The following is a 14,513-nucleotide window of genomic DNA, read 5'->3' on the forward strand; positions in this document are numbered from 1 at the left end:
GCTTTTTCGGGGTCAGGCCCCGGTTTGCTCGTCAGTAACTCCCGCCCGCGCTCGGCGCCTGCGCCGCCGCTTTCGCCCCGCCGCGCAGCGCGACGAACCACACGTTCTGCAGCTTGTCGCCTTTGGTGTCGCCGGGCTTGGCGTCGTTCACGTAGTAGTAGAGCGGCTTGCCCCCGTAGGTGAGCTGCTTGCTGCCGTCGTCGCGCGTGATCTCGCCGAACCCGTTGCCGCTCGCCTCACCCGGCCGCGCCGCGGGCCACACCGCGAGACAGCCGCCGGCGCACGCGCTCCTGCCGTTGGCATCGGGCGTGAAGGTGTAGAGCGTCATGCCGTTCTTGCCGGTGATGACGTCGGCGGCGCCGGCGCCGAGCGACAGGAGACCGAAGGCCAGGGCGAGCGGGAGATTGCGGTTCATGTGCATGGCGATCCTCTTTGAATGTCGTTGGCGAAAGGCGGGGCTCATCGCCCGCACCGACACGACATACGCGCGAAGGCGCGCGAAGGATTCACCGGCACGCCGCGCGTGCCGTACGTCGTAAGGCTTAGCCGCCCTTGAGATTGATGCAGAGGCCGGAGTAGATGAGCGGGGTCGTCGGCGCGCTCGGCGTCGCACCCGACGGTTCCACGCTGACCGCGAGCGACTGCGCGCCTCTCACGAGCTTCCAGGCCTCGTCCGAGAGCGCGACCTGGGCGGGCGCGTCGGCGCGCGCGACCGCGAGCGGACGTATCGCGCCGGTGTCTTTTTCGATCGCCCAGATCTGCAGCACCCGGCCCTCGGCCGGACGCGGCAGCACGATCGGCTCGGTCTTCAGATGAAAAGGCGCGCGGTAGCCGGTGACGACGAGCGCCGGCTGACCCGCCGGGTTCTGCAGGATCGCGACGTAGCTCGGTGCGACGCTCGGCGGCGCGCGCAATGCGAGCAGGCTCGTGAACACCGCGAGCACCGCGGCGATCGTCGCGGCTCCGAACGAGAACGTGCGCCAGAAGCCGAGACGGTTCCACAGCGACGGTCGGGCTTGCGGCGATCCGCCGCCTTCGATACGGCGCTCGATCGCGGCGAGGACGTGCGGCGCGGGCTCTACGGCGCGCGCCTCCTGCGCGAGCGGCGCGAGGTCTTCCTGCCATTCGCCGACGAGGCGCGACAGATCGGCGTCGGTACGCAGCATGCGCTCGAAGCGCGCGCGGGCGCGGCCATGCAGCGCGCCGAGGGCGTATTCGCCGGCGAGCATCTCACGCAGCTTCGGGTCCGCGAGCTTCATGGCCGCATGCACTCGCGCAAGGCGAGGAGACCGCGCCTCACCCACGACTTGACGGTGCCGAGCGGCAGTCCGCGCTCCTGCGCGACCTCGACCGGCGTATAGCCTTCGTGATGAACGAGCAGCACGGTCGAGCGTTGTTCGTCGGAGAGCCTCGCGAGGCAGCGGCGCAGCCGCGCGAGCTCGTCACTCACCAGCGCCGCGTCGTCCGGACGCAGCGCGTGATCGGGCGTTTCCTCGTCGACGGGCTCCGGATCGAGGTGCGCGCGATAGTCGGCACGCCGGACGACGTCCAGCGCGCCGTTACGCACGATATTGATCAGCCACGTCATCGCCGCCCCGCGCGACGCCTCGTAATCGCCCGCGTGCTGCCAGACTTTCACGTAGGCATCCTGCAGCACCTCCTCGGCCCACTGCCGGTTCTTCAATATACGCAGCGCGACGCCGTTCAGATTCGCGGAAGTGGCGTGGTAGAGCTCGACGAAAGCGGCGCGGTCGCGCAGGGCACAGCGCGCGAGCAGGTGCTGAAGCCTCGAGGCGGAGCGTTCTTCGGCCATCGTTCCCCTAACGTGCGCCGAAAAAACCAAAGCCGCCCGTAGGCGGCTTTGAGTCTGGAATGTGGCGCGCCCGGCAGGATTTGAACCCACGACCCCCTGGTTCGTAGTCCGAAATACAGGCGCAAGTCATTGATTGGTAAGTAATGTCGTTTAGGGATCCGTCCGTTGCTTTCCCTCTACGTGCTTCAACTTGGTGCGACGAAGTTTGGCAGAAGTCTAGCAGCGTTTCTCTGGGGGTCGATGATCTGGTGAGTCGCTCGGGTACTCAGCAACGCGTTGGGTCCGCTTCGCGCGACCATAGCCCCGCGGGACAAGCTGACGTGCGGAAGCTCGTCGACCGGACGATGCTAAGCTTCACGACAGCAGTAGGTTTCGCATAACAATGCGTACGGAGGAGCCCCTACGTGCCAAGTCTGATTGGTCGCGCCGCCGCGTTAGCGTTGCTTGCATGCGCTGTGTTCTCGGGGATCACCGCAGCGCAGGAGCCCGCGTTCCGACGGGTCCAGCTATCGCACGGAATCTCCCTAGAAATACCGAGCCACTGGACGGTTCTGTCATCGGAAACCCGGAAGAACTTGTCAGCGGTGGGGCAAGCTATCGCAGAAAATTCCGGCACCGAGCTACCAGCGGGCCGCAAGGAACCGCTGCTCGCGGTCAATGCAGTTCCAAGTCCCACCGGAGCCACGATTCGAGTCAGCGTTACATCGCCTCCGGATTACACTCAAGCGGACTTGGCTGCCACTAAGACCGCAGAACTCAAAGATCTCGAGAGTGAGATGCTTCGGACCTTCCGCAAGATGGAGGCGGCCGGCGGCCCCAAGATAATTCAGGCGCAGCCGTTTCGGATCGAGCGATTCAACAATCAGCTTACGCTTGTGATGCCATACGTACGCGCTGGCATCAACGGTCCATCGCCTTGGCAAGTGGTCCAGTACAAGATCCCACGACCGACTTACCTCCTCGAGCTTACGTTGTCGCATAGACAGTCGGATGCGGCGCTTTGGGCACCGATCCTTGAGCGAGTGAAACGCTCGATTCAGTTCTGAGTCTCCTGCCGAGCCCAGCCACATTCAAATGAGCGCGAGAGTCGAAAAAGGCAAGCGGTGGTTCAAATTCGTGTTGATGTTGTTGGCGGTGACCGCTGTTGTAAAGATCTTCTTTGCGCTCGGCTCACCGAACTCGGCTAACAAATTTGCTATTGCATTGGTTCAGTTCATCGGCGGTGTCATCGTTCTTGGGCTGCCGGCATTTCTACTCGGATGGGTAACGGGACCCAAGGATGAAAGGTCGCCGAACGAACCAGGCGGCCATGAATTAGCGCCCCTAGACACATCGTTTTCGGCGCCCGCTGCCGATGACAGGCCGCGCGATACATCAGCCCGCAGCACCTCCTCTGTGACGGATGCGTCGCCACCGGACGAAAAATTCTGGGCTGCCGCGCTCGCGGAGTTTGATAGCCCGCTCCGTCGGCCCGGCCTGTGGGCAAGCGCATTCGCCGAGACTGACGGCAACGAGTCGCGCGCAAAGGCAATCTACTTACGGCACCGAGCTCGCGAACTGCATCACGAACATCAGCGGCAACAGGCGGAGCTTAAACATCAAGCAGAACTGGCGCGGATGACTGAGGAGCAGCGCGCGTATGCCTCACTTCCGAAGGGCACCTGCGCCAATTGCGAAGCAGTTATTCCTATAGCGTCCGAACAATGCAGCAAGTGCGGAGCCGCCTTCGGTCCGGGCAGCACATGGCGCATTACGCCTCTCGCCGGCTCTAGTACACCGTAACGGAGAAGCTATGTTGCGGCGAATCGGACCGCGCGCAACGTCAGGTCTCGGGCAGAAAGTACTAGTGCTGGATGTCAATCGCGACGCCAACGCGGTTTGCAACTGCCGTATAGAGGTCAACGTCCACTCCCGGCGCGCGTATCGACACCAGAAGAGAATACGGTGCGGATTGGTTAAATCGCTCCAGCGCAGTACGGGTCTTCCACCATCCCAGTGCCGGGTAGATGGCGATTGCGCCCCGGCTTGCCAAGTCCGCGGCGCGGCCGCGCCACGTGTCGGAATGAATCGACCCTCTGTGGCGGCCGCTCTTGCCGATGTCCCACTGCGGATCATCGCCAGCGACGCGGGTGCCTTCTTCTTCATCGCGCGCTGCGGCATTGACGCGCTGCTGAAACTCCTCCACGGACTCAAGCGGGCGCTTCACGTCGAAGCGTAAACCGTGGGACTCATACCTGTACCGCGAACGCGGCCCGCGCTCTGAGGGATTTGGCTCGATGAAATACGACAACGTAACGCGCATCTCGACCTGCGTCTCACCGAGGGCTTCAAGCTCTCCAAGGGGCCACGGCAGCTCGTAGAAGTGCATATCCCTCATCTTCGGTTGGGCCGAGCCTTCGCGTTCGAATGGCTGCAAGCTTTCCTCGACGATTAAGGTGAGGGCGTTCGAAGCGCTCCATCGTGCTCGATCCAAATCCGGTACACCAAAACCACAATGCCGTACGAGGTTGACATAGTCTGCCTTCGACGGTGCCCGTCCTGCAGGGAAAAACATGCGGCGCATCTCATGCGTCCATTCTGCAGAGTGCACGACCATTCCGCGAATCGTCTCCGGCCGCAGGTCCGGATACTCCGCCATCAATTGTGCCGCCATTCGCGCAGCCAACGCCGTAGCCGCGCTCGTAGCATTCGCCGTGGTAAACAAGCGCTGCGCGGGCACATGATGCGTCGTCAGCAGGCTGAGACTTGCCGTCCAGACCGCACTGATATCGTCCTCTGCAGCGTTGCCCCCCTCGAACATCACGTCGGGTTTAAGGGGCCAGTATGTCTGCCACGTCGCCGACGTGGTGCTGAATGGACTCAGGCCTCCCCCTGCTGCAATCGGTTGATATCCGCCCATGTCAGGCTCGGTGATGTTGACGTAATTTGTGAACGCCCCAATGGTTAGTGCGTTCCAAGCCTGTGCGGGATCGTGGATCCCGTCAGTTGTATTGCTATCTGGATACAATGCCCACGCGTTAGAATCCGTAACGTTGCCTGCTGACACGACGATTAGTCGAGGCGTTGCACCTGCGCTCTCTGCATCTACGGCGAGCCGATCTATTGCGGCCGACCAGGCCGAAGGTCTACCGCGGTCGCGGTTGTCTCGCGCCGTTACCGCCATCTCGAACACGCGTGCCCGATCGGGTGCGGTGACTTCCGGTCTCGAGACCGCCTCGATGGTGATGTATCCATGATGTTTCGCATCACCGCCGTTGTAGCCATCGTGAGGTAGGAGCTTTACCGCCTCAAGTCGATGACGAACGATGACTGGGTCACGCGTCGCAAGTGCAGCGGTCAAGTCGCCGAGGAGCGCGAGTCCGGCCATGTTCGTGCCGTGACCGTCGTTATCATCTGTGCCCCACCCGGGCTCGACAGTGTGTTGATCGGCAGCAGCAAGTGCGTCAGTAAGCAAAGGATGCCCACTGTTAACCCCAGTATCGAGCACGCACACGTGCGGCACATCTTCTTCGGGATTAGGGATTCGTATTCTTGCCAGGAGGTCTTCTGCCCATTCCGGTTGCTCTTCGAGCGGCATCGAATCGAAAAACTCTGCCGTGTCCTTCGCCCGCCGCAACTCGCCGATGCTGTTGAGCGTCATCGCCGACAGCGTCATCTGCGCGGCAGAGGTATAAGCAAGTACGACCGTGCGCTCAGGGAACTCGAGTTCGCCAGCAGCCACAGGCACGTCCTGAAGCTGCATCAGTCGCCTGAAATCAGTGACTGAACGGCTGCGATCCCCGCGCACAGGCAACCACACCTCCCACCAGAATGTTTCATCCGGGTCTGCCGGGAAGACTGCCGGATCGTCGGTCCAAAGGTCCCTCAACCGTGCAGCGCGAATGGCGCGAATCGTGTTGATGAGCGACTTGTGGTCGCGAGCGCGCCCGGCGCTGTCACGCCTCTCTGAAAGGTACTCTTCGATCAGGCGTTCGAAATGTTCGAGCCGGCCTTCTGGAACGAAGACGTTGGCGTACGTCACCGTGTCTTCGTGCCGGACATTCATCAGCTCGATGCCAGAACGCACTCTGGCAAGACTTTCAAAAGCCAGTTCTATATCGGGAAAGCTTTCGAACGCCACCTGCAAGCCATAGCCCGCTTCGACTCCGACATCTCGCTGAGCCTCTACTGCAGCTGCGGCGGCAGGCCTTAACTCGTCAACTTGACGACGGAGTGTGTTGCCATGCTCCTGCCGATCCCGTTCCGGAATGGTTCGCCGCGGAATAATCTGCCGCGGCGACCGAAACGGTTGCGTCTGGGCCAAGTCCCTAAGGACCAGGTGTCGATATCTGCGCTCGTGCTGCTCCGCCATTTCGTATGGCGCGCCTTATTAAGTTTTTTTTAGTCTTCCCGCCACGTCCTGCCGTTCGAGGAGTTGCTGCTCAATGTCCGCTTCCCGTATGGACTCCTGCTGATGGATCAGCACTTCCTTGAGTACTTCCTCCGCGGCCCGAGTAATCTCCGCGTAGCTCAAGCCATGCGCAAACTCCGCGAGCCGCTTCCAAGACACCCCCTTCGCCACAAGCCGTCCAAGTCGGACGCGTAGCAAAGCTGCTATCTGCTGAACGTTGGGGAGCGAGTAGTGCAGGACATCATCAAAGCGTCGGAAAAGCGCGTGGTCGAGAATCTCTGGATGATTGGTCGCCGCGACGATAAGGCTGTGGGATCCGTCCTGCTCAATCATCTGCAGGAAACTGTTAAGAACGCGGCGAATCTCGCCGACATCGTTCGCCAGCCCCCGCTGGGAGCCAATCGCATCGAACTCATCGAAGAAGTACACGCCGCGCGTGTGATCGGTTGCATCGAAGATCAGTCGTAACTTCGCCGCCGTTTCCCCCATGAACTTGGTAATGAGCGCGTCGAGGCGTACTTGGAACAGTGGTATGCCAAGCTCGCCCGCGAGTACAGACGCTGAAAGGGTTTTCCCAGTTCCGGGCGGTCCAACCAGCAAGAGCTTGCGGCGGGGGGCCAAGCCGTGTTGGAGAATTCGCGCTGCATGTCGCTGTTCCCGAATGACCCGCTGCAGTTGCTTCGCGAGCGTGTCATCGAGAACGATGTCGGAAAACCGAGCCTTCGGGAAGGAAACGGCGAGAAGATTTGCCAGGTCGCCCTTCGGACGCCGAATCGGGATGGCCCCGTCTTGTGATCGATTGCCGTGACGCGTCTTCGCCTCATCAATGAGCGTGCGCAAGTCCTCAGCCACCTGCCCATGCCCAAGCTTCGCCTCCTGAGCGGCCACCTGCATCGCGACAGAAAAAAAGCGCTGATCGTCGCCCTCGATGTGCGACTTCAACAACGCTTTGATCTGTTCAGCGCTCGCCACGTTCTAGCTCTCTCGGAAGAGTCGTTTCGAAGCCGCTCGCGTAAGGTTCCAACAAGCCATGTGTGGCTCCACGCCAGGCGGGTACCACATCGTAGCGACGCTTCGGCTGTTTAGTCTCGGTGAAACATAGCACGCCGCTCGTCGGCATTGCGTCAGCCGAGATGAATTGGCACGACGCCACCAGTCGGCGGTTTTGAAACGAAAACATAGCCGGCCTTGTTTCAGAAGCGAGTGCGGCAGGCACTGGCAATAGGCTGCTTGTCGGCGCGCCTTGAACATGCTCGCGGCAGGCTGCTACCGCTCGTGGAGCCTTGAATTCGTACATGTCAGGCCGCGAGCTTTCGCATGATTTCTGCGACCCATGCCGGTGCGTAGCGCAAATCGCGCAGCAACTGCTTCTGGTCGTCGTCCGTCAGTTGTCGTTTGAGTATCGCCAGCGTCCTGTCGTTGACGTTGCGCTGTCCAATGTGTCGCAGCGCTTGTATGACGGTGCCGCTCTTGCGGCCAGCGGTGGCGACGTTTCGCGGGGTAGTGTGCTTCAGCACGATTTCCTGCTGGCCGTAATTCACTTTGCGGGACGGACCATTCGTGAGGAATACGATACGCGTTGGCACCTGCTCGGACAGGCCCAGGATGTTCGCTACATACGCGCCAGTCGGCTGAACCTTGCTGCCCTCGCGCGTCGCGAGGGCTTTGGCGACTGCGTCGGCCGACGGCGGGCCGTGACCGAACGTGGGATGGTCGATCGGATAGTCATATAGTCCGCGGGCGAGCTGGCGGATAAGGCCTTTACGTGAAAGGCGGGTCAACGCCATGCCGACGGCACGGGGGTCGCCTAAGGTAGCAAGGTCTTTCGGCGTGAATACCCAACCCCCCCGGTGCCCGAATATGATAGAACGGGCTTTCGGCTCAATAACTTGCGTATGTCTCTTGGCGGCTGTCATGTTGAAAAAAGCATATACTTTTTGCAACAAAAAGCAACCCAGGAGCTACAACGCAGCACGGACGCCCGAGGACTGTCAGCACTCGACAATTACGAAAAGACCCCGTGTTCGATGCAGCCCAGCGTGTCCAGAACGCTCTCGGCTCCGACGTCAACGTCCAGCAGGCTGAGAGGCGTTCGCCCACCAAGCGATGCATTCGGCGCTTTCAACCAGTCGATGCCAACTTCGGTGTTTTCGAAGACTTCATTCGCTCGGACCACGACCCGCGCCAAGCGCAGCAGCTTTGCCGATTCTTCGCTGTTCAGAACGCCCCCTCGCTTCCGCCGCGCCAGAGTGCGTTCCGGGATGCCAAGCGCGCGCACGAGATCCGTCTGCGAAAGCTGAGTCGCTTTCACGAGCGCGTGACCACGGCGGCCGGCAGACCAGCACGGATCGCCTCGACCCAATCGAACGCTGAGGTCGGCTGCGTCTTCAGAACCGATTTGCCGCCCAGCAGCGCCGCGAGAATGGAATCGGTGCTACTCGGGTTTCTGAGCGTCCTGAGCATGTGCGTGCGTCCAAGTGCTGCTTGCAGCGATTTTGCGCAAGTACCTTGAGGCACCGGCGCGGCGCGCCCTCGCGCCACTGGCACCCTCTGCCCCGATGACTAACAGACAGGGGCGGCAGTTTCAATAGCCGAAAAACAAGAAAACGACCATCGATTCGAACCCTGCGAATCTCTATTCTCCGACGGTCGTCTAGCGTACCTCGCAAATTTTTTCAACACCTGAAAACGCCGTTTTTAGGTATCGATCCGAACGCGGGACCTCCCTATGCTCGGCAAACACTGACCAGCTTAGGAGCGCGTTACAGGTGCGCAAGAACGTAACCATCGGTCTTTCCCCGGCCGAATTCATCCGGGTCCAGGGCGCCGCGGCAGTTGCGGGCATGCCGATCGCGACCTACCTCAAATGGCTGCTGCGCGGCGGCGCGCCACACGACGACACCGCGAAGGGCATTGGCTCGGTCCTCCAACGCCTCGACCAGATTGCAGTCTTGATAGCGCGGCTTCCACGCTGCTATCACGCGTCCGCGCGCCCGCTGGAGACAGTCACGCCGCCGGCGGCTATCGAAACGCCGCCCGTGTCACGGGAAGCAATCGAACGAAGCCTTCGCGAGCGCGGCATGCCGAGCTCCACGATTCGCCAATTGTTCGTAGTTCTCGACGAACACGGCGTGCTTCGCTGATCAGGGCTGCGCCAGCACGATGCAAGCAACAGACGTCTTCGGCTTCAGCACGTTAGGCCGCGCCTTGCAGTATGTGTGTAATCCGACTGCTTTCATCAATTCCCAATCGCAGCGCGGACTTAGCTGCACCCCGCAGGGTGCGTATGGTGTGATGCATTTTTCGCGAGTTAAAGACGAGCGAAGAGCGTCACAACTTGCCGACGCTTCAGCGTCGGCGGGCGGCACACCCGAAGACGCCGGGCAATGCGACCGGATCACTGGACAAAGGCTGGACATTTACTCGACAAACAGTGGACAGCTACTGGACACACCGTGTGTCGTAACCCGAGGCCGCGGAGAGCAAACAGGAAGCACTTCGATAGCACTTCGGGAGCAATCGGATAGCAACCCGGAAGCAGTCGGAGAGCAGTCCGATAGCAGTCGGGATGCAGTCGCGCTGCAGTCCAATTGCAGCCGAAACGCAGTCGCGCTGCAGTCCGATTGCAGTCTGCGCAGCGGAACCGGAAATGCCCCGCCGCGCTGACTTCCCCTGGGGCCGCTGGGTCCGCGTCTCGGAAGCGCACTACTACGCCTGCGGCGGCGATCGCCGCTACTTCGACGCGCACTTCAAGCCGCACCTCACCTCGATGCAGCTTTCCAAGCAGGGCCGCGCGTACGTGCGCGCGGAGATTGACGCGATTGCCGAGACCATCGAAACTCGTACGCGCAACGGGCGGGCCTGCGACGAGAAAGGAGTTACACACGCATGGCACGAACGAGAACGAGCGGCATCACGACCGATGCCGCAGGCAACAAAATCGTCTGCAAGCAAGTCGGCGGAGAAACGATCTTCGCGCGGCTCGGAAACGTCAGTCAGGAAACCGCGGAATCGTGGCTCGCGGACCGGATCCAGCGCATCACCCTCGCAAAAGCGCGTGGATCGCGTCCTCGAGTTACTTTCCGGGAAGCCGCTGCCAAGTACCTCCGAGACAACCGAGACCGTCTAGCCTCCATCAACGACGCAGCGTGGCACGTCGAGCTGCTGACTCCGTGGATCGGCGAAAGACCTCTGGACGAGGTGCATGACGGGACGCTGGAGCCGTTCGTGAAGCAGCGCCTGGAAGTCGAAAAGGTGAGCCTCACGACGGTAAACAGGAGCAAGGAAGTGGTGCGCCGGATCCTGAACCTCGCGGCGCGTAGCTGGCGGCACGAGAACGGTATGACGTGGCTGGAAACGTCGCCGCTCATCACCGTCGACGCGAAGCAGGCGAGGAAGAAAGCGCGCAAGCCCTACCCGCTCACGTGGGACGAGGAAGACCTGCTCTTCGCGGAGCTGCCGGAAGACCCGACGCGCCAGATGGCGCGGTTCAAGGTGAACACCGGGACCCGCGAACAGGAAGTCTGCCTTCTCCGGTGGGAGTGGGAGATCGCGGTGCCGGAGCTCAACACGTCGGTTTTCGTGGTGCCCGGGGCCTTCGTGAAGAACGGTGAGGACAGGCTGATCGTGCTCAACCAGGTGGCGCAGGAGGTGGTCGAGGAGCGCCGGGGCATCCACCCCGAGTTCGTCTTCACCTACCGAGGCCAGCGCGCCAGGAAATACGGCGGCGGCTACAAACCCGGATATGCCGGGAAGCCGGTCGAGTGCCTCAACAACAACGCGTGGCAGCACGCCCGGGAGCGGGCCGCAAAGCGCTACCTGGAGAAGTTCGGCCGGGAAGCGCCTTGGGGTTTTGCGCACGTCCGCGTGCACGATCTGAAGCATACGTTCGGCCGCAGGCTGCGCGCGGCGGGCGTGGGCGAAGAGACGCGGAAGGTCCTCCTCGGACACACGAACGGCGACATCACGACGCATTACAGCGCGGTAGAGATTGCCGAGCTGATTCGTGCGGTGAACCGGATCGACCGGAGCCTTGCAACGCCGGCGATCACGCTTCTGAGGGCTGCTGCATGAGCGCGCAAGCTGTAGGTCTTGCAAACTCTGGCAGAAAAAACTTAGGGCCGCTCGAAAGCAGCCCTAAGTCATTGATAGTTGGCGCGCCCGGCAGGATTTGAACCCACGACCCCCTGGTTCGTAGCCAGGTACTCTATCCAACTGAGCTACGGGCGCGTTGAGCCGGGAATTATATCAAAGATTTCGAGGCTTACGAAGACTTCTCGCGCACCGGCACGAGCAGCACCGGCACTTCCGCCCCGTGCAGCACCGCTTCGGCGTCGCTGCCGAGCACCGCGTGGCGCAGGCCGCCGGTGGCGTGGGTGCCCATCACGATGAGGTCCGCCGACCATTTGCGCGATTCGTCGACGATGAGGTCGGCGACCCTGCCCGTGAAATTCTCGTGCAGCACCGTCTCGGCATCCACGCCCTGACTCACCGCGAGGGTGCGCGCCTCCGTCAGGATCTCCTTGCCGCCTTCCGCGAAGTCCGCGACCAGCGGCGCGGCGGCGATGCCGGTCTCCGGATTGAGCGCCAGGGCGGAATCGTCGACGATGTGCACGAGCCGGAGTTGCGCGCCGACTTCCTTCGAAAGCTTCACCGCTTCCTCGAGGCCGCGCTTCGAGATGTCGCTGCCGTCGACCGGCACGAGAATTCGCTGATACATGATCCCTCCGCTTCTTTCCGAGCGTTGATGATGAGCGCATCGTAACGTCGCGTGCGCGGCGGCGCTACAGGAGAATGCGTGGAAACGTTGTCGAGCGGTGACATTTCGATGCAATGAATCGGGGCAGCGCGCACTCGACGAGTGCGACGGGAACTATCTGCGTTGCGAGCAACCAAAACCGCGGCTTCAAAATATCAAATGGATGATGAATTGAAATTCCGCCCTCTTTGGCTGGTCCTCGGCTGGTGCCTCGTCGCTGCTGTCGTCTATCTCTCCGTCAGTCACACCTCGGTCGCGCCGAACGTCGAGAACGGCGACAAGATCGGCCACTTCGTCGCCTACGGCACGCTGTCCCTCTGGTTCGTACAGCTCTTCCGGCGGCCGCCGCAGCGCTTCGGCGCATGCCTGGCGCTCGTCGCGCTCGGTGTCGCGCTCGAATGTGTGCAGGCGGTGTTGCCTTACCGATCGTTCGACCGGATGGACATGCTCGCGAACGCGTGCGGCGTGGTTTTAGGGTGGATCGCGGCCCCGCCGCGCCTGCCGAACCTGCTGGCGATGGTCGAGCGCGCGGTGCGCGCGCCCGCGTGAAGTCGCCGCCCAAACGAAAGGGCCTCGTAGCATCGGCCGCGACGCGTCCGAAAAGCCTCAGGGGGCCGCTTACCGCTTGACCCGGACGAACAGCCTCAGGTGGTCGGCGGGACAGTGTGAACCTCCGTACTCGCTTGCGCCGCGTGCGCCAGCGCTACAACCCGCCAAACGCCACGTATTTCACCTCCAGGAATCCGTCAATGCCGTACTTGGACCCCTCGCGGCCGATACCGGACTCCTTGAACCCGCCGAAGGGCGCCACCTCGTTGGAGAACAGTCCGGTGTTGACGCCGACAATGCCGTATTCGAGCGCTTCCGCCACGCGCCAGACGCGCCCGATGTCGCGGCTGTAGAAGTACGCCGCCAAGCCGTAAGGGGTGTCGTTCGCGAGCGCAACGACTTCTTCATCCGAGGAGAAGCGCATGAGCGCAGCGACCGGGCCAAAGGTCTCTTCCTGCACACAGACCATATGAGGCTTCACATCTCCTATCACCGTAGGGGAAAAATACGTTCCGCCGCGTTGATGAGGCTTGCCACCGGTCAGAATCCTCCCGCCTTTCGCTAGCGCGTCAGCGACGTGCGCCTGCACCTTCGCGAGCGCGGCCTGATCGATCAGCGGCCCTTGCATCGCGCCCGCCTCTCGACCATCGGCAACCTTGAGCGCAGCCACCTTCTCGGAAAACAGCCGCGCGAAGCGCTCATAGACGTGGTCATGGATGAGGAAGCGGTTTGTGCACACGCACGTTTGGCCGGTATTCCGATATTTCGAGATCAGTGCGCCCTCCACTGCCGCCTCGACGTCGGCATCGCTGAATACGATGAACGGAGCGTTGCCGCCCAGCTCGAGAGAAAGCTTCTTGATCGTCGGAGCGCATTGCTCCATGAGGAGGCGCCCCACTTCGGTCGAGCCCGTGAATGAGACCTTCCTGACCGTTTTGCTACGGGTGAGCGCGCGTCCGATCGCGACAGGATCGCCGGTGACGACGTTCAGCACCCCAGGAGGCACGCCGGCCTGCGCCGCCAGATGGGTCAGCGCCAGAGCCGTCAATGGCGTCTGTTCTGCAGGCTTCAAAACCACGGTACATCCGGCGGCGAGGGCGGGAGCCGCCTTTCGCGTGACCATCGCAGCCGGGAAATTCCATGGCGTGATACATGCGACCACGCCGATCGGCTGTTTCAGCACCACCAGCCGCTTGTCGTTCTGAGGGGTCGGGATGACGTCTCCGTATACCCGCTTGCCTTCTTCTGCAAACCATTCGACGAACGACGCCGCGTAGGCGATCTCCGCCTTCGCCTCGGTTAATGGCTTGCCCTGCTCCGCCGTTATGAGCTGCGCGAGATCGTCCGCCCGTTCGTTGATCAAGGCGAACCAGCGGCGAAGCACCGCCGATCGTTCCTTCGCCGTCGTTGCGGCCCATGTCTTGAACGCCCGAGCTGCAGCGTCGATGGCCTGGTCCGTTTCAGCTGCGCCCATGTCGGGCACGCTGGAGATGCGCGAACCGGTCGAAGGGTCCGACACATCGAAGGTGCTTCCGTCGTTCGCCCCGAGCCAACGCCCGTCGACATAAGCGAGGTTACGTACTAGTTCAGCGTTCTTGAGCAATTGAGAAACCGTGATTGAAGTCAGTCGATCCGAAAGTTACGCGTGCCGGAACGACGGGGTTAGACGAGAGGAACGAAATCGTATGTCCCGATGCCCTGCAACACCAGGAACGTCAGGACGGTATCTCCGCAGTTCGTGACGAGATGCGGCCGGCCCGGTTTGACCGAATACATCTCGCCGGGCTCCAGCACGATCTTCTCCTTCGGGTCGCGCATAAAGAGCTGAAGCCGTCCTTCGAGCACGAAGAACGCGTCCTGAACGTGATTGTGGTAGTGCCACGGGATCTTCTGGTCCGGAGCGATTTGAACCTCGTTGATCCGAAATCCCGGACGCTCTGCGTGCGTCGTGCGGCGCTGGACAGAGTAAAGATCGCTCCGCGTTTCCGTCGTTTCCAATGTCG

16 protein-coding genes and 1 tRNA gene are annotated in these 14,513 nt (G+C 61.8%); 5 read left to right on the plus strand and 12 right to left on the minus strand.

The features are described 5' to 3' along the window. Positions 1-31: 31 nt before the first annotated feature. From VHP37_20520 to VHP37_20530, 3 genes are all read right to left on the minus strand, one after another. Positions 32-415, minus strand: coding sequence for a hypothetical protein (locus VHP37_20520; GenBank protein ID HEX2828750.1), 384 nt, complete (start codon positions 413-415; stop codon positions 32-34). A gap of 127 nt (positions 416-542) precedes the next feature. Then, the gene (locus tag VHP37_20525; GenBank protein HEX2828751.1) at positions 543-1,259 is read right to left on the minus strand and encodes an anti-sigma factor; all 717 of its coding nucleotides are present in this window, start codon (positions 1,257-1,259) and stop codon (positions 543-545) included. Beyond that, positions 1,256-1,813: a sigma-70 family RNA polymerase sigma factor gene (locus VHP37_20530; GenBank protein ID HEX2828752.1), complete on the minus strand. Its 558-nt coding sequence runs from the start codon at positions 1,811-1,813 to the stop codon at positions 1,256-1,258. Before VHP37_20530 ends, VHP37_20525 begins: the two co-directional genes overlap by 4 nt. Positions 1,814-2,217: 404 nt before the next feature. Between VHP37_20530 and VHP37_20535 the strand changes: the two genes are divergently transcribed. Continuing rightward, positions 2,218-2,859 carry a hypothetical protein gene (locus VHP37_20535; GenBank protein ID HEX2828753.1) on the plus strand — a complete coding sequence of 214 codons (642 nt, stop codon included), beginning with the start codon at positions 2,218-2,220 and terminating at the stop codon, positions 2,857-2,859. Positions 2,860-2,887: 28 nt separating this feature from the next. Next, complete coding sequence (locus tag VHP37_20540) at positions 2,888-3,595, plus strand: hypothetical protein (protein ID HEX2828754.1); 708 nt, start codon at positions 2,888-2,890, stop codon at positions 3,593-3,595. A gap of 61 nt (positions 3,596-3,656) precedes the next feature. Here VHP37_20540 and VHP37_20545 read toward each other — a convergent pair whose 3' ends face one another. From VHP37_20545 to VHP37_20565, 5 genes are all read right to left on the minus strand, one after another. After that, positions 3,657-6,116, minus strand: coding sequence for a S8 family peptidase (locus tag VHP37_20545; GenBank protein ID HEX2828755.1), 2,460 nt, complete (start codon positions 6,114-6,116; stop codon positions 3,657-3,659). Positions 6,117-6,182: 66 nt separating this feature from the next. Beyond that, a complete protein-coding gene (locus VHP37_20550; protein ID HEX2828756.1) occupies positions 6,183-7,175 on the minus strand; it encodes an ATP-binding protein in 993 nt (330 codons plus the stop codon). Between the two features lie 326 nt (positions 7,176-7,501). Then, positions 7,502-8,119 carry a DUF6088 family protein gene (locus VHP37_20555; GenBank protein ID HEX2828757.1) on the minus strand — a complete coding sequence of 206 codons (618 nt, stop codon included), beginning with the start codon at positions 8,117-8,119 and terminating at the stop codon, positions 7,502-7,504. Positions 8,120-8,208: 89 nt separating this feature from the next. After that, positions 8,209-8,514, minus strand: a complete 306-nt coding sequence (locus VHP37_20560) for an antitoxin Xre/MbcA/ParS toxin-binding domain-containing protein (GenBank protein HEX2828758.1) — start codon at positions 8,512-8,514, stop codon at positions 8,209-8,211. After that, a complete protein-coding gene (locus VHP37_20565; protein HEX2828759.1) occupies positions 8,511-8,666 on the minus strand; it encodes a hypothetical protein in 156 nt (51 codons plus the stop codon). Before VHP37_20565 ends, VHP37_20560 begins: the two co-directional genes overlap by 4 nt. Before the next feature lie 305 nt (positions 8,667-8,971). Between VHP37_20565 and VHP37_20570 the strand changes: the two genes are divergently transcribed. Both VHP37_20570 and VHP37_20575 read left to right on the plus strand, forming a co-directional pair. Beyond that, complete coding sequence (locus VHP37_20570) at positions 8,972-9,346, plus strand: hypothetical protein (GenBank protein ID HEX2828760.1); 375 nt, start codon at positions 8,972-8,974, stop codon at positions 9,344-9,346. Positions 9,347-10,091: 745 nt separating this feature from the next. Continuing rightward, entirely contained in the window at positions 10,092-11,276 is a 1,185-nt protein-coding gene (locus VHP37_20575; protein HEX2828761.1) for a tyrosine-type recombinase/integrase, read from the plus strand. Positions 11,277-11,355: 79 nt separating this feature from the next. Here VHP37_20575 and VHP37_20580 read toward each other — a convergent pair. Together VHP37_20580 and VHP37_20585 are read right to left on the minus strand one after the other, a co-directional pair. After that, positions 11,356-11,432, minus strand: a tRNA-Arg gene (locus VHP37_20580). 34 nt (positions 11,433-11,466) lie between these two features. After that, entirely contained in the window at positions 11,467-11,922 is a 456-nt protein-coding gene (locus tag VHP37_20585) for a universal stress protein (protein ID HEX2828762.1), read from the minus strand. Positions 11,923-12,132: 210 nt separating this feature from the next. On the opposite strand from VHP37_20585, the gene VHP37_20590 reads away from it, so the two are divergent. Continuing rightward, a complete protein-coding gene (locus tag VHP37_20590; protein HEX2828763.1) occupies positions 12,133-12,510 on the plus strand; it encodes a VanZ family protein in 378 nt (125 codons plus the stop codon). A 154-nt stretch (positions 12,511-12,664) separates the two neighbouring features. Here the strand turns inward: VHP37_20590 and VHP37_20595 are convergent, their stop codons facing one another. Together VHP37_20595 and VHP37_20600 are read right to left on the minus strand one after the other, a co-directional pair. After that, positions 12,665-14,137 (minus strand): NAD-dependent succinate-semialdehyde dehydrogenase, encoded by a 1,473-nt coding sequence (locus VHP37_20595; protein ID HEX2828764.1) that lies wholly within the window; start codon positions 14,135-14,137, stop codon positions 12,665-12,667. 35 nt (positions 14,138-14,172) lie between these two features. Continuing rightward, positions 14,173-14,508 (minus strand): cupin domain-containing protein, encoded by a 336-nt coding sequence (locus VHP37_20600; GenBank protein HEX2828765.1) that lies wholly within the window; start codon positions 14,506-14,508, stop codon positions 14,173-14,175. Between the last annotated feature and the right edge of the window lie 5 nt (positions 14,509-14,513).

The organism is Burkholderiales bacterium (assembly GCA_036262035.1).
Lineage (GTDB): Bacteria > Pseudomonadota > Gammaproteobacteria > Burkholderiales > SG8-41 > JAQGMV01.